Consider the following 20,636-nt stretch of genomic DNA (forward strand, 5'->3'; position numbering starts at 1 on the left):
GGGTCGACCTCGTGTCCAGCCACGCGCTGTGACTTACCAGAGCCGCTCCGACGGCCAAAGTGATGGCGACCCGCCCGTCCCGCTCATCCCAAACTGAAACACGCCTTCTTCAGCAGTCTCCTAGGCCCCGCGGCGTTCGGCCAGCGATTCGTTGATCGTGGACTCGACGTAGGTCTGCGAGATCGTGCGGTACGGCCGTGACCAGAACGCCAGCAGCGTGATGGCCAGGCCGACGATGCTGGCCGCCAGGAAGGCCAGCGCGATGCCGCGGGCGACGCCCTCGCCGAGCAGCGAGCCGAAGGTGTCGCGTCCGGCCGAGCTACCCATGTAGGGGATCAGCCAGAACTCCGCGATGGGACCGATCAGGAAGGTACTGAACGGGGCTGCCCCCAGTTCGAGCGCCACCGCGAACCCGAAGACCCGGCCCTGCTGGTGGAACGGCACCACCTTCTGCAGCACGGTCTGCTCGGCGGCCTCGGCGTAGGTGATCATGCCCATGTACGCGAACATCCCGACCCCGAGCAGCACGATGGACTCGCGGATGGTGAAGGTGGCACCGATCGTCCACATCACCACGTTGGCCAGCAGCAGGGTCCGCACCGGGTTGGCGCCCAGCCCGGTGCGCGCGATCACCGCCCCGCCGATAATGTAGCCGGTGGTGACCACCGCGTACAGCAGCCCCCACGCCTGCACCGAGACCAACTCCAGGCCGTACGGGTCCAGCAGACCCATGAAGACCCCGCCCAGCAGGTTGTTGAAGGTGGCGAAGAAGATCAGTGCCAGCAGCCCCGGGATCGCCTGGGCCATCCGGAACGCCGCGACGAAGTCGACCTTGGTGGGGGCACCCTCGGCCGGGACGACCTCGGGTTCATCTATGCGGATCGTCAGCAGGTGCAGCCAACTGACCGCGACCAGCACCACACCGGCCGCCAGCACCCAGCCCATGCCGAGGAAGCCGATCGCCAGACCTGCCACCACCGAGTTGAATGCGAACGCGATGCCCTGCACCATGCCGACCAGGCCATTCGCCCGGGCCCGGCCTGGTGCCGGGACCAGCAACGTCACGCAGGTTGACAGCGCAAGGTTGCGGATCGACTCCACGATGGTGCCGATCAGCAGGATCGTGATGAAGGTCCAGAAGGCAGGCCCGCCCACATCGAGCAGGACGTCGGTGGGGATCAGCAGGAACATCACCAAACCGAACGCGAACGAGGTGGCGGTGGCGGCGGTTGCCACGACCATCGCGGTCTTCTTCCGCACCCGGTCGATCAGCGTGCCGAACGGCACGCTCATGATGGCGACCAGCAGCATGTAGCCGCCGCCCAGGATCGACGTGACCAGCACCGACCGGGTCTCCAGGTACGCCCAGAACGTCAGGCCGAACCACACCATGCTGGTGGTCAGGTTGGCCAGCGCCGTGTTCACCAGCAGGTGGTGGAACGTCCGCATCAGGGCTCCTCGAAATCGGGCAGCGCGCTTTTCTCCCGTCAACTCAGCAATACGATTCCGTCAGTAATTCCCGAATGACGCGAATAGTCTCGTGCCGCAACGCGACCTTCGGGCTTGACCGAGCGTCCCGGTTACCGCAGCGGCCAGCTCTCGCCGGTGCTGCTGTCGATCAGCGCGGCCTGCACCGCGTTCGCGTGGATGGGGATGGCGTCCAGCACGGTGACGGCCACCTCCGGCAGCTGCTGCGCACTGCCCCGGGTGGCCACCGACACGTGCGGGATCCAGCGTCCGGGCAGGTAGTACTTGTGCAGGTCCAGCCCCGCTGCCAGCAGCGCCCGGGCGATCGCCTCCTGGCGCCGGTACAGCTCGGCCCCGACCGCGGTGGCCAGCGACACCCGGCCCCGTGGGAAGGCCAGCACACCCTGGAACTGCAGGTGCACCGGCTCCCCGACCGGCAGCAGGGCCAGGGCGTCCAGCACCGCAGGCAGTTCCCAACTGCGCAGCACGGCCAGCGACAGGTGCGGGCGGTGCCGGCCATGGGTGTGCGAAAGGGGGGTGGACAGGCCCCGGGCCTCCAGTCGGCGCCACAACTGGCGGATCGTTCGATCCCCAGCGTCATCGAAGAGCAGGCAAACGGCCAGCGCCATGGGCCAATCATGCCCCGCCCCCAAGGGTAGCGGTGGCAGCAGTTGTTACGGTGCCGTAACCTTGGGGTCGCTGTAGTTGTTACCGGCACCACAGGGGTCGACATGAACAAACTCGAGGAGCTCTGGCTCGCCTCCTACGATCCTGGAGTACGTCGACACCTCGACTATCCCGGCGGGACGCTGGTCGACGGCTTCGACCGGTTCACCCGCCGGTACTGGGACCGGCCCGCGTTCGACTTCTTCGGAGCCCGCACCTCATACACCGAACTGCGCAGCCAGGTGCTGACCGTGGCCGGCCACCTGCACCGGCTGGGGGTCGGGCCCGGCGACTATGTGGCCTTGCTGATGCCCACCTCGCCGCAACACGTGATCGCCTTCTACGCCGTGCTCGCCTGCGGCGCAACGGTGGTCGAACACAACCCGCTGTACACGGTGCGTGAGCTGACCCCGCTGTTCAGCGACCACCACGCCAAGGTCGCCATCGTGTGGGACTCCGCCGCGGCCAGCGTGCAGGCGCTGCCCGACGAGATCCGGCCCGCCACCATCATCTCGATCAACCTGATCTCTGCGATGCCGCTCAGCAAGCGGTTGCTGCTGAAGCTGCCGCTGGACAAGGCCAGGACCAGCCGCGCACAACTGTCGCAGCCGGCCCCCGGCACCATCGCCTTCGACGACCTGCTGCGCCCCGGCGAACCGGCACCGTTCGAACACCGCCCACAGGCCGCGGACATCGCACTGCTGCTGTACACCTCGGGCACCACCGGCACCCCCAAGGGCGTGCCGCTGACCCACACCAACCTGCTGGCGTCCACCACCCAGGCCCTGGAGTGGGTCACGACGCTCGAGCCCGGCAAGGAGGTCTTCCTGACCTGCCTGCCGCTGTTCCACGTCTTCGGCTGCTCGCTGTCGATGAACGCCGGGCTGACCGTGGGGGCCATGCTGCACCTGATCCCCAAGCCCGAGAACGGGCTGATGCTGGACGCGATCAAGCGCAAGATGCCGACCATGGTGATCGCGGTGCCGCCGCTGTTCGACCGGCTAGCCGACGGGGCGGCCGAGCGTGGGGTGTCGTTGCGGGGCATTCGGGTCGGCATCTCCGGGGCGATGTCGTTGCGCGGCGAGCTGATCGACAAATGGGAGAAGGCCACCGGCGGGCTGCTGATCGAGGGCTACGGGCTTTCGGAGTGCTCCCCGATCGTCACCGGTAACCCGGTCAACCTCTCCCGCACAGCCAACTCGATCGGCGTGCCGTTCCCCGACACCGAGGTGCGGCTGACCGACCCCGACCATCCCGACACCGAGGTCGAGTTAGGCCAGCCCGGCGAGATCCAGGTCAAAGGGCCGCAGGTCTTCGGCGGCTACCGCGCGCAGCCGGGCAGTGACGTCAACGCGGACGCGTTCGTCGACGGCTGGTTCAGGACCGGCGACGTCGCGGTACCGGATGAACGGGGCTTCCTGCGGATCGTTGACCGGCTGAAGGAGATGGTGGTCACCGGCGGGTTCAACGTCTATCCCTCTGAGGTGGAGGAGGCCATGCGGGACCAGGACGGGATCGCCGAGATCGCCGTGGTCGGGCTGGCCAACGAGCTGGGGGTCGAGGAGGTGGTGGCCGCGGTGGTCACCGCCGATGGACGCCGCCCCGACGTGGACGAACTGCGGGCCTCGTTGAAGCAGCGGCTGGCCGCTTACAAGGTGCCCCGGCGGATCTTCGTCATCCAGGAACTCCCCCGCAACGAGATGGGCAAGGTGCTGCGCCGGGAGGTCCGCACCCGGGTTGAGCAAATGGATCTCACCGAACGCCTCAGCGAAGCCGCACCGAAGCTGCGCGAGCGGCTGAACGAGGCCACCCCCGACGTCCGGGAGTGGCTGACGCAGATCGGCCCCGAACTGCGCGAGCGCTGGGAGTCGGTTCGTCCCGACCTGCGGAAGCGGATCGAAGCCCTCGACCTCGACCTGCGCTCGCGGGTGGAGGAGCTCGGGCCGTACCTCAGGGCACGCATCGAAGCGCTCGACCTGCCGGCCAGGCTGGAGATCTTCAGCACCAACCTGACCGGCGACCACGACCCGGACCGCCAGCACGAACAGCCGCCCCGAGCCGAGCCGGTCGGCGGCGAGGCGGTTCGCCCCTAGACCGCGGTGCGTCCCACCTCGGGTAGCAGGCCGGCCTGGATGCCCCAGGCCACCGCCTGGGCCCGGGTCGAGACGCCCATCTTGCGGTAGGCGCTGCGAATGTAGGACTTGACCGAATTCGGGCTCAGGTAGGCGTGCTGGGCGATCTGCGCATTCGACAGCCCTTGGCAGATGAGCGATATCATCTCGGCCTCGCGCATCGACAACCCGGCCGCCCGGCCCGGCCAGTCGTGGGAGTGCCGCAGGTTGCCGTTGGCCTGCTCGTCGTCGGCGTCCCCGGGCTCGTTGTCACGGAAGACGAAACCCTCACCGCTGTGCACAGCCTCAAGCGCCTCGACCAACTCGGCCCCGCCCAGCCCCTTGGACACCGCGCCATCCACTTTCGCCGCCCGGGCCACCGCCTCGGCGGCCGGGTTCAGCTCCCAGGTGTAGAGCACGATCCGGCCCGGCAACCAGCGCCGGGCCACGCTCTCGGCCACACCAGCCATGCCGTCATAGCAGCCGAAGGTGTCGAAGAGCACGATGTCGACGGGTTGGGAGACGGCGGTGTTGACGTCCAGCTCGATCACCTTGATGCGGTCGGCGTACGGCTTGAGTATCTCGTTCACGCCGGCGACCACGAGCTCGTAGTCATTGACGACCGCGACAGTGATCGGTCTGGTATCTGTTCTCATCTGATCGCCTCATCTTCGCGAGCCATCGCCCACACGCCGCTTCTTGACGCTAAGGACGCGATTACCCGATCGCCGCTGGTTCAACCTTTGGGGTGGAGAAGGACCGGGCCGGCGCCAGCTATCCTAGCTGGTTGGCCCAGCCACCGGCCCTGCTGCGTGGCATCGTGCCCAGCGCGCCGGAGCTGACCGACGACAAGCGGACGGACGGCGCAACCGCCCAGCGGGAAGCCACCGGCCGGTGACCCGCTGGGCGGCCGCACCTGGTGCGCCGGCGAGCCGCCTACCCTGCCACCGGGTGTCGACGGTGCCGAGGACGGAGCCGCAGACCGGGCAGCGGAGGCGCCGGGATCTCGGGGTCGTCGTTGGTGCGCGGGGTCAGCGGGAAGTTGTTCGGGTTGTCCCCGCCCTGCTCGGCGCCAATGGCTGCCATGTAGTTGGCCCGCCAGGCGACGATCTCCTCGTGGCTGCGTCCGATGAAGTTCCACCACATCACGATGTCCTCGTCCAGCGGCTCGCCGCCGATCACCACCGCCCGCACGAGATGGCCGGGGCTGGCGTCCGCCTGCAGCCGGACCTGCCGGTGGCCGGGCGCTCGGTAGCCGAGCATGGCCTGCGGGACCTCCACATCGTCGAAGAAGACCGTGCCGGAGTCGGCCAGCACACCGAATTCGAAGCGCCCGTCCACGTCCACGACCAACGGTTCGTTGCTTGTGAAACGGACCTCTGCGCCCACCATCGGCGAGAAGACCCTGACCGGGGAGTCACCCTCTCCGAACTGCCCGACGAAGACGGCGACCTCGTGGTCGGACATCCGGACCGGTTCGGTGGCGAAGTGCTCGAACTGCGGGTCGACGAAGCGGGACGCCGCCGGCAGCGCCGTCCACAGCTGGACGCCGTGCAGCGGCTGCTGGGACTCGGAGTACTCGGTGTGGGTGACGCCCCAGCCCGCCGTCATCAGGTTGACCTCTCCAGGCCGCACCACGATGTCGGTGCCCAGGGCGTCACGATGCCGGATCGCGCCGTCGAACAACCAGGTGACGGTCTGCAAGCAGGTGTGCGGGTGGCAGGCGACCCGCAGCGCGTCGGCGACGGGGCCGAAGTGGTCGAGAAAGCACCACCCCCCGATCAGGCTCAACGCCCGCTGCGGCAGGACCCGACCAACCTGGAAACTGTCGCCGGTACCGAGGGGGACGAAACGTGGATGGACGACCTCTACTCTGCTCACCGGTCAAGTATGGCCCGCCGACGGTGAACAAGGGCCTGGTAAGAGGTTCGGTCATGGCAACCGGAAGGCAAGGCAATCGACGCGGGCCGGAGGGCAAAAGTACTGTCGTCCCATGGTGCAACTGTCCGTCCTCGACCTGATCCCTGTGCGCCGCGACCAGAGCAACGCGCAGGCGCTGGCAGCGTCGGTTCGCCTGGCCAAGGTGGCTGACAAGGCGAAGTGCACCCGATACTGGGTCGCCGAGCACCACAACACCCCGTCGGTCGCCGCCACCAACCCGCCGGTGCTGGTAGCGCTGCTGGCCTGCGAAACCGACCAGATAGTGATCGGATCGGGCGGGGTGATGTTGCCCAACCACACCCCGTTGGTGGTGGCCGAACAGTTCGCCCTGCTGGAGGCGGCCTTCCCGGGGCGCATTGACCTCGGCATCGGACGCGCCCCCGGCACCGATCCGGTGACCAGCTGGGCACTGCGCAATGGACGCCCCGACGAAACCCTCGCAGAGTTCCCCAACTGGGTTCAGCAGGTGATCGCCATGCTGGGCAACGAGGGCATCGGGGTCGACCTCGGCGGACGCCGTTTCGAACTCAAGGCGAGCCCGGCACCCAACAGCGTCCCGCCGGTGTGGCTGCTTGGATCCTCCGACTACTCCGCCCGACTGGCCGGCGAACTGGGCCTACCCTACGTGTTCGCACACCACTTCTCCGGGCAGGGCACCGAGGAGGCGCTGCGGTTGTACCGGGGGTCGTTCCAGGGTGAGGGTCGGCCGTGCACGTTCGTGACCTGCAACGTGGTGGTGGCCGAGGACGCCGACCGGGCGCGCCGGCTGGCGCTACCGTACCAGCATGCGATGGCGCAGCTGCGGCTCGGGCGTCCCATGGAGTTGATGACGGTCGAGCAGGCCGAGCAGACCCCGGTGCCGATGCCGGACGAGGCCTGGCAGGCGATCACCGAACCCTGGCTGATCGGCGAGCCCCACCAGGTCGCCGAGGGCATCTTCGAGCTCACCGACCGGTTCAGCGTCGACGAGGTGATGATCCACCCGATCGCGGGCGCCTTCGACCGCGACCCGATGGACCGCTACCCGGCGCGGGAGTACGCCGTCCGAGAGCTGGCTGCCCGGCTGGTCGAGTACTTCGTCTAGGGGCTGTCGGGGCCTGGCTCTGGCGACGTTACCGCCCCAGCGTCGGCCCCCGGCAGTGGCCAGCGGCGCGCCACGATGTCGGCAACCAGTGCTCAGTTCAGCATCCACACCGCACGTTGCAGGCCGGCCCCGTCGATACCGTCAACGGTGCGGGTGTGCGGCTTGTCGGGCGTCGGCGAGTTCGGTGGCGACCGCGACGACACCTGGTAGAGCCGCTCGGTCAGCTCCCGGCTGAGCATCTGGCGCGGCTGGCCCCGCTTCGACAACTCCACCGCGAACTCCTCGTCTGCCATGATCGTGTCGGGGTCCTCGGTGAGCAGCATCGTGCCGGCCGAGCGCAACATCTGCAGGCCGCGCGCCAGGTCACCGCCGCCGAACTCGGCCACCGAGTCCGGAAGGATCGGGTTGTCTTCCCCAACCTGTGAGGCGACCAGCAGCAGCTGGGCACCCATCATGCGTTCCCGGCTGCGCAGGTGGTAGTCCTCCGGCGTCGACAGGACGCGCCCCATGTCCGGGCTCGACATGGCGGTGGAGTCCAGCAGCCCGCGGCCCTGCTCCTCCAGCGTGCCCAGCGTCTCGCGCAGCGGCTTGATGAACAGCGTCGCAGCGGCTGCCAGAATCGCCAGCACCGGCGCGATAGCGAGGACGTTGACGTTCAACCCGGACGCCGGCAGCTGCGCCATGATCTCGGGGGTCAGCCTGGCCTCGATGCCGGACGCCAGCCGGGTCGACATGATCGAGCCGGCGATCGCGGTGCCCAGAGTGGGCTTCCGCAGACAGCGGCCTGTGGATAACTGAACAAGGGTCGGGCAGACCGCCGATAGTGATGGGCATCCGACGACGTGGAGAGTTGATGACCAGCCAGTTGCCAGACCGGTACCCGACCGGAGCCGCGCTCGACGTGATCGCTGCGGTGTTCGACCGCATCGACCATGCCGAGCAGGCCGGGCTGGGCCATGCCCAGCGCCTCGACCTGGTGCGCAAGGCGATGAAGATCGCCAGCCGGGCCCAGGCCATGGCCAGCGTCGTGGTGGCCGAGGCTGACCAGGCGGGCTCCTCGGTGGTGGCCAAGGGCACTCCGATGACCAGTTGGCTGGCCTGGCCGGGCCAGATCACGCCAAAGCAGAGCGCAGCGCTCGTCTTCGCTGGACGCGACCTCATCGCGCAACCCGCCGTCCGGGACGCCGCGCTCGCCGGAGACATCGAGGTCGCCCAGGCCCGCAGCATCCACAAGGTGCTCTCCGAACTCCCCGACGAGCTGACCGGCGACCAACGCGGACAGGCCACCCAACTGATGCTGGCGAAGGCCGCTGACCAGTCCGCCCCGGCGTTGGCAGCACTGCGCACCCAGGTGCTGGCGGAGATCGCGCCGGACCACCCCGAGAACGACCCGGAGTGTGAACTGCAACGCCTCGAGGCGCAACGCAAGCGGGCCGTCGCCAACCGGCACCTGTCGTTCCGACTGGACGGCGACGGGTCCATGCTGCTGTCGGGAAGCCTGCCCAACCTTGAGGCCACCCGCTTCATGAAGGTCATCGACTCCTACACCGAGGCCGACCGGCGACGGTTGCGGGACCGGATCGAACCGGCGACTGAGATCCGCTCGCCGGGCCAGCGGCGCGCCGACGCCCTGATGACCATCCTTGACGACCTCGAGAACCACCGGCGGACGCCAACCGTGGCCGGGGATAGGCCCAGGGTGGTGGTCACCATCGACGAAGCGGATCTGCGACAGCGCGCCGAAGCCGCCGGCGTCCTCGACAGCGGACAACCCATCTCGGCCGGTGAGCTGCGCAGGTTGTGCTGCGACGCAGACCTGATGCCTGCGGTGTTGGGCAGCCAGTCCGAAGTACTCGACATCGGCCGCATCCAACGCCTGGTGAGCCCGGCGATCCGGCGGGCGCTGTCGCTGCGGGACGGCGGGTGCGTCTTCCCCAACTGCGACAAGCCGGACAGTTGCTGCGAGGCGCACCACGTCGACCCGTGGTGGAGCGGCGGAGCCACCGCACTGGACAACCTTGCCCTACTGTGCCCGCACCATCACGGTTTGGTTGAGCCAACCCGGATGTGGCAGGGTCCACCGCCGGACCACTGGCAGATCCGGATCGATCCGCAGGGGTTCCCGGAACTCATCCCGCCAGCCGTGCACGACCCGGAACGCAAACCCATCCCGGGTAATCGACGGACCCGACTTCGCGGCGCCGGCTGACCTCGACGCCGACGGTTCCGCGCCCCGCGTTTCAGAGCTTGCGCAGGTGGAAGCCGCCGTCCACGTTGATGACCTCGCCGGTGGAGTAGCGGAACTTGCCGCTGACCAGCGCTGAGATCGCCAGGGCGACGTCCGAGGGCTGTCCCCAGCGGGCGATCGGGAAGGCGTCCTCCTCCTCGATCATCCGGGTGTACTTGTCGTGCACGACCGAGGTCATCGGGGTCTCTATAACGCCCGGCCGCACCTCGTAGACGTAGATCTGCTCTGGAGCGAGCCGACGCGCGAAGACCTGCGTCAGCATGGCGACGCCCGCCTTGGACGCGCAGTACTCGACCCGGTCGGTGGCAACCACGTAACTGTTCAGCGACCCGTAATTGATGATGAAGCCACGGGCCCCGTCCTTCGGATCCTGACCGGTCATCAACTGGGCCACGCGCTGGGTGAGGAAGAAGTTGGCCTTCAGGTTGGTGTCGAGGACGAAGTCCCATGATTCCTCGTCCACCTCTAGCAGGTCCCGACGGACGCGTGGCGCGACCCCTGCGTTGTTGACAAGGATGTCGATGCGCCCGAACCGCTCCAGGGCGCCCGACAGGAACGATTCCCGGTCGTCCGGATTGTTGAGGTCGCCCGACATTGCCCACAGTCGAGGAGTGGCCGAGACCAGGTCGGTGAAGGCCGGGTCGGCCGCAGCCGGGTCCTTCTCGATCACGGCCACGTTGCAGTCCTCGTCGAGGAACTGCCCGACGACCCCAAGCCCGATCCCGCGGCCTCCTCCGGTGACCAGAACGGTGCGTGCCATCTACTCACTCCCCCTTGTACGATGCGGTGCGCTTCTCAAGAAAGGCTGTCAGGCCCTCCTTGGCGTCCGCCGTGCTGACCAGATAGGCGAGCAGGGCGGCGTCCCGTTGCAGGATCTGGTCGGGGCTGAGGCCAGCCGAAGTGAGCAGCATCTGCTTGGTTGCCCGCATGGAGACCGGTGCGAAGCCGGCCAACTTCCGGGCCAGTTCGTCGGTGCCGGTCCGCAGCGCTGCCACTGTTTCGAACTGGCGGTAGACCAAACCGCAGCTGATCGCCTCATCGATGCTGATCATCTCACCGGTGATCATCATCGCAGCCGCCCGGGACTGGCCGATCAGCCGTTGGAGTCGTTCGGTACCACCCCAGCCGGGCACCATGGCGATGTTGATCTCGGGTAATCCGAACCTGGCGTTGTTGCTGGCGAGCCTGATGTCACAGGCCATCGCGATCTCCAGGCCGCCACCCAAGCAGTAACCGTTGACCGATGCGATGGTCGGGATACCGAGGTTCTCGATTCGGGTGAACAGCTTGTGACCGACCTCGATGTGACGGTAGCCCTGGGCTGGGGTGTAGGTCACCAGTTCGTTGATGTCGGCGCCCGCGATGAACGACTTTGGTCCGCTGCCAGTCACCACCAGGACCCGGATGTCCGGGTTCGCCTCCAGATCGGAGATCAGGTCGTTGATCTGCTCGCAGACCGGGATTGACAGCGCATTGCGTTGCGCGGGACGGTCGACGACCAGTGTCGCCACAGCGTCTTCGGTTTCGATCCGGACTTCTTCGCCGCTACCGGCGGCGAACCTCTCGGTCATGGGTTTGCTCCTGTTCTGCCAGATCGGTTGGGCGACGGGTCATCAGTGCTGAAGGGTGAGGCCCATCGGTGCATCGGCGAAGATGCGGGCGTCCATGGTGGTCAATCCTGGGCAGATGGCCGGCCGGAATCCCATCTGGTCGAGCACCTGGGTCTGCAGGTCGATGCCGGGGGCGACCTCGATCAGTTCAAGGCCATCGTCAATCAGCCGGAAGACCGCGCGCTCGGTGACGTAGAGGACGGTCTGGCCCTGGGCACGGGCCTGGCCTCCGGAGAAGGTGATGTGTTGCACTCGATCGACGAACTTTCGAGCACGGCCCTCCTGAAGGATGGCGAGTTCACCGTCCACCACCTCGGTCTGCAGGCCGCCCGCGGTGAACGTGCCACAGAAGATGGCCACCTCGGCGGATTGGCTGATGTCGATGAAGCCGCCGCAGCCGGCGATCGTGGGCCCGAACCGGCTGACGTTTACGTTGCCGTGCTGGTCGACCTGTGCCATGCCGAGGCAGGTGAGGTCAAGACCACGCCCGGAGTAGAAGTCGAACTGGCTTGGCGCGTCGACGAATGCCCGGGCGTTGTAGGCGGAGCCGAAGATGTCACCCTGCGCCGGGATGCCACCGATCAGTCCCTGCTCGATCGTCGCAGTGATCTGGTCCATCAGGTGTTCTTCGTTGGCCACCGAGGCGACCCCGTCCGGGATGCCGAAGCCGAGGTTGATCACCATCCCGGGTCGAAGTTCTTGGGCGGCCCGCCGTGCGATGATCTTGCGCTGGTTGAGCGGCATCGCGTCGAATGCCCCCTGAGCACGACGGCTGGCCCCGCAAAGAGCCGGGTCGTACGGCCCCAGGCAGGTTTGCCACTGCTCCGGGTCGACGACCACCGCGTCCACCAGCACGCCCGGGACCTTGACCGATTGAGGATGCAACGTGCCGGTCTCAACCACGTTGCGAACCTGCGCGATCACCAGCCCGCCGCAATTGTGCGCCGCCATCGCAATGGCCTGCGCCTCCAGGAATGCGACCTCGTCGGCCATCGAGATGTTGCCATCCAGGTCGGCGGTGCTGCCCTTGATGATGCCGACATCGATCTGCCACGGCCTGAAGTGCAGGTAGGTCTGGCCGGCAATCTCGATCAGGTCGACCAGGTCCTCGGTGGTTGCCGAGTTCAGCTTGCCTCCGTCAATTCGCGGATCGACGAACGTGCCCAGTCCGGTGCGGGTGATCAGGCCCGGACGCTTGGCCGCAATCTCGCGGTACTGCTGGCAGATCACGCCCTGCGGCAGGTTGTACGCCTCGATGCGTCCCTCGTTGGCCATCGTCTGCATCTTGGGCGACCATGCCCAGTGGCCGCCTATCACACGCCTGGTCATGCCGTCCTGCGCGAAGCGGCTCAACCCTTCCTCGCCGCGGTCACCGATGCCGGCGGAATGGATCAGGGTGAGATCACGCGGCGCGCCGGTAGCGGAGAATCGCTCACCAATGCAGCGGTAGACCAATCGGGGCTCGACCGTCATGCCGCCGTTGCCGAGCATCGCGATGGTGTCGCCATCCTGGATCAGTTCGGCGGCCTCGGGGCCGCTCATGAACTGCACCATGCGTACTTCCTTTGCTATTTCTTGGTTGATCTCGACGTTCAGCCGGAAAGCGCTTTCATGCTACCGTCAACCGCCCGGCATGTCTCGCCGGGTTGCCGTGTTGCCACGCCGGACACGCCGGAGCATCAGGACTGCACATCTCCACAGCCAGCCCGGTCACCTCAATATGGACGCTCGCAGTTGCCCTGACCTATCGAATGTCGGTAGATTTCCATCCTGCCTCGATAGAGGAGGAGAGATGGCCCGCTGGACGATTACTGCGCTGCGGACAGTTCTGGTCCTGGCGATGCTGGGCTCGCTATTCGTGCAGGTCTTCATGGTGCCGCTGATGGCAGACGACTTGGTTGGGGCGCCGGACTGGTTCCGAACAGCACTCCTGACGATCATCATCCTTGCCGTCGTGGCAGTTCAGGTGACCATGGTGTGCATCTGGCAGTTGCTGACCATGGTGCGCCGCTCGACTGTCTTCTCCGAGGCGGCCTTCCGTTACGTGGATGTCATCATCGGCGCGATCGCTGCGGCGTCCCTGCTGACCTTCGGCCTGGGAGGCGTCCTGGCGCCGACATCAGTCGCGCCCGGGGTGGTCCTGCTGGTGGGTGGCGCAGCGTTGCTGGCGGCGGGGATGGCGCTGTTGATAGTCGTGATGCGAGCGCTGCTCGCCCAGGCGGTCGACCGGGACGCCGAGGCGCGGCAACTCAAGGCCGAACTCGACGAGGTGATCTGATGCCGATCGTCGTCGATATCGATGTCATGCTGGCCAGGCGGAAGATGACGGTTGGCGCGCTCGCCGAGCAGGTTGGGATCACACCAGCGAACCTGGCGGTGCTCAAGAACGGTCGGGCGAAGGCGGTCCGCTTCTCAACACTGGAAGGCTTGTGCCAGGCGCTGGACTGCCAGCCCGGCGACCTGCTCCGGTGGGAACCTGAGCCCTGACGAGCGCCGCCCGCTACGCCGCCTGCTCCAGGACGGCCCGGGTGCTCGCCTGCGGTGCCAGGTCGAGCCGCCGCAGCAACTGCGCGTTGAGAGCGACCACGACGGTGGACGCCGACATCAGCAGGGCGCCAACGCTCATCGGCAGCACGAAGCCGATCGGAGCCAGCACGCCAGCGGCCAGCGGTATCGCCAGCAGGTTGTAGCCGGCCGCCCACCACAGGTTCTGCCGCATCTTGCGGTAGCTGGCCCGCGACAACTGGATCACCGACAGTACCGACCGCGGGTCGGACGACGCCAGGATTACTCCCGCCGAGGCGATCGCCACGTCGGTGCCCGCACCGATCGCGATGCCGACGTCTGCCTGGGCGAGGGCCGGTGCATCGTTCACGCCGTCCCCCACCATCGCGACCCGCCGCCCCTCAGTTTGCAGTTCGGCGACCTTGGCGGCCTTGTCCTCCGGACGCACGCCGGCGAAGACCCGGTCGATGCCGAGTTCGGCGGCCACCGCCTCCGCGACCGGCTGGGCGTCCCCGGTGATCATGACCACCTGCACGCCGAGTCGGTGCAGCGCGTCCACGGCTTCCCGGGATTCCGGTCGGATCTCGTCGGCGACCTTCAGCGCCCCCGCCAGCCGGCCGTCCACCACCACGTGCAGCACGGTGGCACCTTCGGCGTCCCAGGCCTCGGTGCCCGGCAGCGACCCCAGCCGGCTTCGTTCCAGCAGGTACGGCCCGCCGACTTCGACCTCGCTGCCACCGACGGTCGCCTTGACCCCCACTGCGGGCTCGGACGAGAAACCTGTCGCGGCGGGTACGTCAAGGCCTCGGGAGCGGGCGGCGCCGACGATGGCCTTGGCCAATGGGTGTTCGGAGAACGATTCCGCCGCAGCAGCGAGCGCGAGCACCCGGTCGTCGCCGAGCCCGGCGCTGGACTGCATCCCGGTGACCGCGGGCTCACCTTTGGTGAGGGTGCCGGTCTTGTCGAACAGCACGGTGTCCACGGTGCGCATCGACTCCAGCGCCAGCCGGTCGGAGACCAGGACGCCACCCCTGGCCGCCCGTTCGGTCGCGATGCTCACTACCAGCGGAATGGCCAGGCCCAACGCATGCGGACAGGCGATCACCAGCACGGTGATGGCGCGGACGATGGCCTGGTCGGGGCTGCCGACCCACGCCCAGACCAGCGCGGTGATCGCCGCGGCACCGAGGGCGAACCAGAACAACCAGCCGGCCGCCCGGTCGGCCAGCCGTTGGGCGCGGGACGACGAGGCCTGGGCGTCGGCAACCAGTCGCTGGATTCCCGCCAGCTTGGTGTCGTCGCCGATCGCAGTGACCTCCACGCGGATGCCGGAGTCGGTGGCAACCGTGCCGGCCACCACGTGGTCACCCGGCTGACGGCGGACGGCGCGGGACTCCCCGGTCACCATCGACTCGTCCAGGCTTGCCGCACCGGCGATGATCCGGCCGTCGGCGGGGATGGCGGCGCCGGGCCGGACGATCACCACGTCGCCGACCCGCAGTTCGGCCGGCGTCACCTTGACGATCTGGTCACCCTCAATGCGTTCGGCCTGATCTGGCAGCAGCGCGGCCAACGAGTCGAGCGCGGAGGTGGTTCGGGCCAGGGAGCGCATCTCGATCCAGTGGCCGAGCAGCATGATGACCACCAGCAGCGCGAGTTCCCACCAGAAGTTCAGCTCGTGCGAAACCACGCCGAGGCTCGCACCCCAGGACGCTATGAAGGCCACGGTGATCGCCAGCGCGATCAGCAGCATCATCCCGGGCTTGCGCTGCCGGATCTCGTCGCGGGCCCCGGTCAGGAACGGCTGGCCGCCCCAGAAGTACATGACGGTGCCGAGCAGTGGCGAGACCCAGGGCACCCAGGCGGCGTCCGGGAGCGGGTAGCCGAGCAGGCCGGCGAACATCTCGTTGAGCCCGACGACCGGTATCGCCAGCACCAGCATGATCCAGAACAGTCGCCGGAACTGCTCTACGTGGCCGGAGTGGTCGTGGCCGCCATGGCCAGCGTGCGCGTCGTGACCATCATGGCCGGCCAGGACGCCATGGTCGGCGTGCTCAGCGTGCGCGTGGTCACCCTCATGGTCGGCATGGACGCCATGGCCGGCTGGGTGGCCGGCGAGGTCGCCACGTCCGGGGTGCGCGTGCGGACCTGTCGCAGCGTGGTGCGAGTGCTGGGTCGGAGCATCGTCGAGCGGCTGGTGGTGGTCGTGACTCATTGCTCCACCATACCCCCAGGGGGTATATCCCCAAACCCGACCCCCAACCGCACTCGCGGCTGGTCAGTTCACTCGATCCTGAGTTCGCCCATCTCGTCCCAACCGCTGCCCTCGACCACCCGGCTGATGATCTTCGGGGTGCCGGCAAGCGCAGGCCGCATGTCGTCCATCGCCTTGGCGAAGTGGGCACTGTTGGCGTGCGGCGCCGCCCCTTCCTCGGTGAACGCCTCGACCAGGGTGAAGACGTTCGGTTCGTCGACGCTGCGGTTCCACTCGTACCACAGGTTCCCCGGTTCGGCCCGGGTGGCTGCAGTGAAGTCGGCGACCAGGTCGAGCCAACGATCGGTCCACTCTGGTTTGGTCTGGAATTTCACGACGATCAGGTGCATGGCCACAAGTCTTCCCGAACTGCCGCCGTGGGACAGCAGAACGGCGCCCCATCGGTGTGGATGGGACGCCGCTGCCTTGCCGAAAGCCGGATCGGACGGTCAGCGGTCGACGCGGGCCGATCCGCCCCCGGCCAGCTTCTTGACCTCCGCCGCGGTGGCCATCGAGGTGTCGCCCGGGGTGGTCATCGCCAGCGCGCCGTGGGCGGCGCCGTAGTTGACCGCGGTCTCCAGGCCCTCACCGGTCATCAGACCGTAGATCAGGCCGGACGCGAACGAGTCGCCGCCGCCGACCCGGTCGAAGATCATCAGGTCGTCGCGCTGCGCGGCCTTCACCACGCCGTCCTGCTTCGACCAGGCGATCGCCGACCAGTCATTGATGGTTGCCGACTTGACACCGCGCATGGTGGTGCCGATGACCTGCAGGTTCGGGTAGGCCTCGGCCACCCGCTCCACCATGCCCTTGAAGCTGTCGAGCGGCAGGACGGTCAGGTTCTCGTCGACCCCCTCGATCTCGAAGCCGAGCGCGGCGGTGAAGTCCTCCTCGTTGCCGATCATCACGTCGATGTACGGCGCCACCGCCTTGTTGACCTCCTGCGCCTTGGCCTGGCCGCCGATGGACTTCCACAGGCTGGGCCGGTAGTTGAGGTCGTAGCTGATCAGCGTGCCGGCGTCCTTGGCCGCCTTGCAGATGTCGATCACGGTCTGGGCGCTGGTCTCGGACAGCGCGGCGTAGATGCCGCCGGTGTGCAGCCAGCGCGCCCCCCTGTTGTTGAAGATCTCATTCAGATCCCAGTCCGACGCCTTGGCGTGACTGATCGCGGTGTTGCCGCGGTCGGAGGCGCCGACCGAACCCCGGACGCCGTAGCCCCGCTCGACGAAGTTGAGGCCATTGCGCGCGGTGCGTCCCACGCCGTCGTTGGCGACCCAGTTGATCAGCGAGGTGTCGACGCCACCCTGCATGATGAAGTCCTCCACCAGGCGTCCGACCTCGTTGTCGACCAGTGCGGTGAGGACGCCGGTGCGCAGCCCGAACACCTTGCGCAGGCCGCGGACGACGTTGTATTCCCCGCCGCCCTCCCAGACCGTGAAGTGTCGGGTGGTGCGGATGCGTCCTTCGCCGGGATCGAGGCGAAGCATGATCTCGCCGAGGCTGAGGGCGTCCCAGTAGCAGTCTTCGGCGCTCTTGATTCCAAGGTCAACAGCCATCAGTAGTTTCCTCCAGTCAGTTCGGCGACCAGTTCGATCGCCTCTCGGGCCAGGCCTTCCACCTTGATGAAGTCACCCTGGTCGATGGCCTTCGCCGGCACCATCCAGGAGCCGCCGATCGCCGGGATACACGGCAGGGCGAGAAACTCGCCCAGGTTGGCGGCGTTCACGCCACCGGTCGGGATGAACTTCATGTCCCCGAAGGGTCCCCACAGCGACTTGATGGCGGCGGCACCGCCGTAGACATTGGCCGGGAAGAACTTGACCGTGTGCAGGCCGAGTTCCTGGGCACGCATGATCTCGGTCGGGGTGACCGCCCCCGGCAGTACCGGCACGCCCAGTTGCTGGGCGCGCTGCACGATGTCGGCGCTCAGCCCGGGGCTGACGACGAACTTGGCTCCGGCGTCCACCGCCTGCTCGACCTGGGCGACCGAGCGCACCGTGCCGGCGCCGACTGTCAGGTCGTCGCGCTTGGCCAGCGTCCGGATTGATTCAGCCGCCGCCGCGGTGCGGAAGGTCACCTCGGCGATCGGGAGGCCACCGGCGACCAGCGCGTCGCCGAGCCCGGACGCCTTGGCGGCGTCGTTGAGCACCACGACGGGAATGATTCGATAACGAGTGATGTCGTCGAGTGTGACGCTCATCTGGACTCCTCAAGGATGTCGCAGTTTCTCTGTACGAAACGCTAAGATCGGGTGTTGAAACGTAGCCTAGCAGATCCGCGGTCGGCTTGCCGCCCCCGGGGCAATCCTCTAGAGTTCGGTAAGCGCTTTCCAAGCTCCTCCACCGGCCCGAGCAGGCGCCCAGCCCGGCGTCCGCGAGGCGACCGGACCGGGCACCCCCCAGCACGGGTACCCGTTGAACACCACAACCGACCACCACCCCACAGACTCGAAAGAGGAACGATGACCCGACTCGATCAGCCCGTCGCCATGGTCACCGGCGGCAACCGCGGTATCGGCCGCGGCATCACCGAACGGCTCCTCAAGGAGGGCTGGGCCGTCTCGATCATGGCCACCCGTCCCGCCGACCAGAACCTGCTCGACGAACTTTCTGCGCTCGGCAAGGTCCGTTACACCCGGGGCAGCGTCGCTGACCTCGACGACGACCAGCGGTTCCTTGCCGAGACCGTTGATGCCTGGGGACGCGTGGACGCGCTGGTCAACAACGCCGGCGTCGCCCCGACCGAGCGGCTCGACATCCTGGTCGCCACCCCGGACAGCTTCGACCGGGTCCTCGACATCAACCTGCGTGGCCCGTACTTCCTCACCCAGCTGGTCGCCAACCGGATGATCGAACTGCGTGGTGACTACGACCCCCAGACCGACGGCGTGGTCGGCACCATCGTCAACGTGACCTCGATCTCGGCCGACGTGGTCTCCACCAACCGTGGCGAGTACTGCATCTCCAAGGCCGGCGGCACCATGGCCAGCAAGCTGTGGGCGGTGCGGCTGGCACCCGAGGGCATCCTGGTCTACGAGGTGCGACCGGGCATGATCCTGACCGACATGACCGCCGCCAACGCCGAGAAGTACACCGCTGCCATCAGCGAGGGGCTGACGCCGGTGCCGCGCTGGGGCCAACCCTCCGACGTCGGCGGCGCCGTGTTCGCCATGGTCAGCGGCAACATGCCGTACTCCACCGGGGACATCATCCATGTCGACGGCGGCATGCACCTGCCGCAACTGTGAGGACTCCAATGACCAGCACCCCGATCGACGGCCACCAGGTTCCCACGATCGCCACCACCACCGTGGTGGTGGGTACCGGTTCGGCCGGCTACTGCGCCGCCGACCGGCTGGTGATGGCCGGACACACCGACCTGATCATGATCGCCGACAAGATCCGGGCCGGCGCCTCCCGCAACGCTGGCTCCGACAAGCAGACCTATTACAAGCTGAGCCTCGGCGGCGACGCTCCCGACTCCGTCGCCGACCTGGCTGCGACCCTGTTCGCCGGTGGCGCGATGGACGGCGACAATGCCCTGGCGGAGGCGGCCAACTCGGCCCGTGCGTTCGCGCACCTGGTGGACGCCGGGGTGCCGTTCCCAACCGACCGGTTCGGCCAGTTCATCGGCTACAAGACCGACCACGACCCCCGCGAGCGGGCAACCTCGATCGGCCCGTACACCTCGAAGTCGATGACCGAGCACCTGGAGGCCCGGGTGAAGGCGGCCGGGGTGCCGACCATGGAGGGTTGCCGGGTCATCGACCTGGTGGTCGACCGCACCGGCGAGCAGCCCCGGGTGGTCGGTCTGCTGGCGATGAACAAGACCACCCAGGCCGCCGAGCAGGCCGAGACCGAACCAGCCGCCAGGTTCCTGCTGATCCGGGCGTCCAACGTGGTCTACGCCACCGGCGGGCCGGCCGGCATCTACGCCGACTCGGTCTACCCGCACGGCCAGTGGGGCGCCACCGGCGCGGCGTTGCGGGCCGGGGCGCCGGGCAAGAACCTCACCGAGTGGCAGTTCGGGATGGCGTCCATCGCCCCGCGCTGGAACGTGTCCGGCAGCTACATGCAGGTGGTGCCGCGGTTCATCAGCACCGACGCCGACGGCGGCGATGAACGCGAGTTCCTGTCCGAGGCGATCGACGACCTCGGCGTGCAAGGCTCGCTGGTCTTCCTCAAGGGCTACCAGTGGCCGTTCGACGCCCGCAAGGCGGCCGACGGTTCGTCCCTGATCGACCTGCTGGTGTACCGCGAGACGGTGCTGCGCGGCCGGCGGGTCTGGCTCGACTTCCGCACCAACCCTGGCGGTGGAGTCTTCGACGTCGACCGGCTGAGCACCGAGGCGCGCGATTACCTGCGCCGCACCGGGGTCGCCGACGTCCCGGCCGACGCGCCCCCCGTCGAACGGCTGAAGCGGCTCAACCAGGCCGCCTACAACTTCTACCTCGAACGCGGCCCCCGCGTCGACCTGGCCACCGACCCGCTGGAGATCGCGGTCTGCGCCCAGCACAACAACGGCGGCCTGGAGGTGGACGCCTGGTGGCGTTCGCCGCTGTCAGGGCTTTATCCGGTGGGAGAGGCAGCCGGCGCGCACGGGATCTACCGCCCGGGCGGTGCGGCCCTCAACTCCGGCCAGGTCGGCGCCACCCGCGTCGCCGAGTGGATCGCCCACCGCGCACCGCAGGCACCGCCCGACGAGCAGGTCTTCACCACCGCCGCCAGCGGCCCGGTCCGATCCGCCCTTG

General features: G+C 67.8%; 19 protein-coding genes. 7 read left to right on the forward strand and 12 right to left on the reverse strand.

Annotated features, from left to right (window positions below; genetic code table 11):
* Positions 1-120: 120 nt before the first annotated feature.
* Together WBL05_RS01425 and WBL05_RS01430 are read right to left on the reverse strand one after the other, a co-directional pair.
* A complete protein-coding gene (locus WBL05_RS01425; protein WP_424223259.1) occupies positions 121-1,449 on the reverse strand; it encodes an MFS transporter in 1,329 nt (442 codons plus the stop codon).
* A gap of 131 nt (positions 1,450-1,580) precedes the next feature.
* Positions 1,581-2,096 carry a 2'-5' RNA ligase family protein gene (locus tag WBL05_RS01430; protein WP_424223261.1) on the reverse strand — a complete coding sequence of 172 codons (516 nt, stop codon included), beginning with the start codon at positions 2,094-2,096 and terminating at the stop codon, positions 1,581-1,583.
* 102 nt (positions 2,097-2,198) lie between these two features.
* Between WBL05_RS01430 and WBL05_RS01435 the strand changes: the two genes are divergently transcribed.
* Entirely contained in the window at positions 2,199-4,226 is a 2,028-nt protein-coding gene (locus WBL05_RS01435) for an AMP-binding protein (protein ID WP_424223262.1), read from the forward strand.
* Here the strand turns inward: WBL05_RS01435 and WBL05_RS01440 are convergent.
* Positions 4,223-4,900: a LuxR C-terminal-related transcriptional regulator gene (locus WBL05_RS01440; RefSeq protein ID WP_424223264.1), complete on the reverse strand. Its 678-nt coding sequence runs from the start codon at positions 4,898-4,900 to the stop codon at positions 4,223-4,225. The two genes, WBL05_RS01435 and WBL05_RS01440, sit on opposite strands and share 4 nt — an antisense overlap.
* 280 nt (positions 4,901-5,180) lie before the next feature.
* A complete protein-coding gene (locus tag WBL05_RS01445; protein ID WP_424223265.1) occupies positions 5,181-6,125 on the reverse strand; it encodes a pirin family protein in 945 nt (314 codons plus the stop codon).
* 112 nt (positions 6,126-6,237) lie between these two features.
* Between WBL05_RS01445 and WBL05_RS01450 the strand changes: the two genes are divergently transcribed.
* On the forward strand, positions 6,238-7,269 hold the full coding sequence (locus WBL05_RS01450) for an LLM class flavin-dependent oxidoreductase (RefSeq protein ID WP_424223266.1): 1,032 nt from the start codon (positions 6,238-6,240) through the stop codon (positions 7,267-7,269).
* A 92-nt stretch (positions 7,270-7,361) separates the two neighbouring features.
* On the opposite strand, the gene WBL05_RS01455 is transcribed toward WBL05_RS01450, so the two are convergent.
* Positions 7,362-8,003 carry a hypothetical protein gene (locus WBL05_RS01455; RefSeq protein WP_424223267.1) on the reverse strand — a complete coding sequence of 214 codons (642 nt, stop codon included), beginning with the start codon at positions 8,001-8,003 and terminating at the stop codon, positions 7,362-7,364.
* A gap of 119 nt (positions 8,004-8,122) precedes the next feature.
* Here WBL05_RS01455 and WBL05_RS01460 point away from each other — a divergent pair, with 119 nt between their 5' ends.
* A complete protein-coding gene (locus WBL05_RS01460) occupies positions 8,123-9,478 on the forward strand; it encodes a DUF222 domain-containing protein (protein WP_424223269.1) in 1,356 nt (451 codons plus the stop codon).
* A gap of 31 nt (positions 9,479-9,509) precedes the next feature.
* Here WBL05_RS01460 and WBL05_RS01465 read toward each other — a convergent pair whose 3' ends face one another.
* From WBL05_RS01465 to WBL05_RS01475, 3 genes are read right to left on the reverse strand one after another with little or no spacing between them, the layout of a single operon-like run.
* Entirely contained in the window at positions 9,510-10,277 is a 768-nt protein-coding gene (locus WBL05_RS01465) for a 3-ketoacyl-ACP reductase (protein ID WP_424223271.1), read from the reverse strand.
* 4 nt (positions 10,278-10,281) lie between these two features.
* Positions 10,282-11,088, reverse strand: a complete 807-nt coding sequence (locus WBL05_RS01470) for an enoyl-CoA hydratase/isomerase family protein (protein WP_424223273.1) — start codon at positions 11,086-11,088, stop codon at positions 10,282-10,284.
* A 42-nt stretch (positions 11,089-11,130) separates the two neighbouring features.
* Positions 11,131-12,681: an acyl CoA:acetate/3-ketoacid CoA transferase gene (locus WBL05_RS01475; protein ID WP_424223275.1), complete on the reverse strand. Its 1,551-nt coding sequence runs from the start codon at positions 12,679-12,681 to the stop codon at positions 11,131-11,133.
* A 238-nt stretch (positions 12,682-12,919) separates the two neighbouring features.
* Between WBL05_RS01475 and WBL05_RS01480 the strand changes: the two genes are divergently transcribed.
* Both WBL05_RS01480 and WBL05_RS01485 read left to right on the forward strand, forming a co-directional pair.
* Entirely contained in the window at positions 12,920-13,405 is a 486-nt protein-coding gene (locus WBL05_RS01480; RefSeq protein ID WP_424223276.1) for a DUF2975 domain-containing protein, read from the forward strand.
* Entirely contained in the window at positions 13,405-13,614 is a 210-nt protein-coding gene (locus WBL05_RS01485; RefSeq protein WP_424223278.1) for a helix-turn-helix domain-containing protein, read from the forward strand. Before WBL05_RS01480 ends, WBL05_RS01485 begins: the two co-directional genes overlap by 1 nt.
* Before the next feature lie 13 nt (positions 13,615-13,627).
* Here WBL05_RS01485 and WBL05_RS01490 read toward each other — a convergent pair whose 3' ends face one another.
* The 4 genes from WBL05_RS01490 to eda form a co-directional block, all read right to left on the reverse strand.
* Positions 13,628-15,847 (reverse strand): heavy metal translocating P-type ATPase, encoded by a 2,220-nt coding sequence (locus tag WBL05_RS01490; RefSeq protein WP_424223280.1) that lies wholly within the window; start codon positions 15,845-15,847, stop codon positions 13,628-13,630.
* Positions 15,848-15,915: 68 nt separating this feature from the next.
* Positions 15,916-16,236 (reverse strand): putative quinol monooxygenase, encoded by a 321-nt coding sequence (locus WBL05_RS01495; RefSeq protein ID WP_424223282.1) that lies wholly within the window; start codon positions 16,234-16,236, stop codon positions 15,916-15,918.
* Between the two features lie 99 nt (positions 16,237-16,335).
* A complete protein-coding gene (locus tag WBL05_RS01500; protein ID WP_424223284.1) occupies positions 16,336-17,442 on the reverse strand; it encodes a sugar kinase in 1,107 nt (368 codons plus the stop codon).
* Positions 17,442-18,086, reverse strand: coding sequence for a bifunctional 4-hydroxy-2-oxoglutarate aldolase/2-dehydro-3-deoxy-phosphogluconate aldolase (eda, locus tag WBL05_RS01505; protein WP_424223285.1), 645 nt, complete (start codon positions 18,084-18,086; stop codon positions 17,442-17,444). The genes WBL05_RS01500 and eda overlap by 1 nt, the downstream gene beginning before the upstream one ends.
* A 261-nt stretch (positions 18,087-18,347) precedes the next feature.
* On the opposite strand from eda, the gene WBL05_RS01510 reads away from it, so the two are divergent.
* Both WBL05_RS01510 and WBL05_RS01515 read left to right on the forward strand, forming a co-directional pair.
* Positions 18,348-19,133 carry a 3-ketoacyl-ACP reductase gene (locus WBL05_RS01510; protein ID WP_424223287.1) on the forward strand — a complete coding sequence of 262 codons (786 nt, stop codon included), beginning with the start codon at positions 18,348-18,350 and terminating at the stop codon, positions 19,131-19,133.
* 8 nt (positions 19,134-19,141) lie between these two features.
* On the forward strand, positions 19,142-20,636 hold a 1,495-nt coding region (locus WBL05_RS01515; RefSeq protein WP_424223289.1), incomplete at its 3' end, for an FAD-binding protein.

This window comes from Brooklawnia sp. (assembly GCF_049651565.1).
GTDB lineage: Bacteria > Actinomycetota > Actinomycetes > Propionibacteriales > Propionibacteriaceae > Brooklawnia.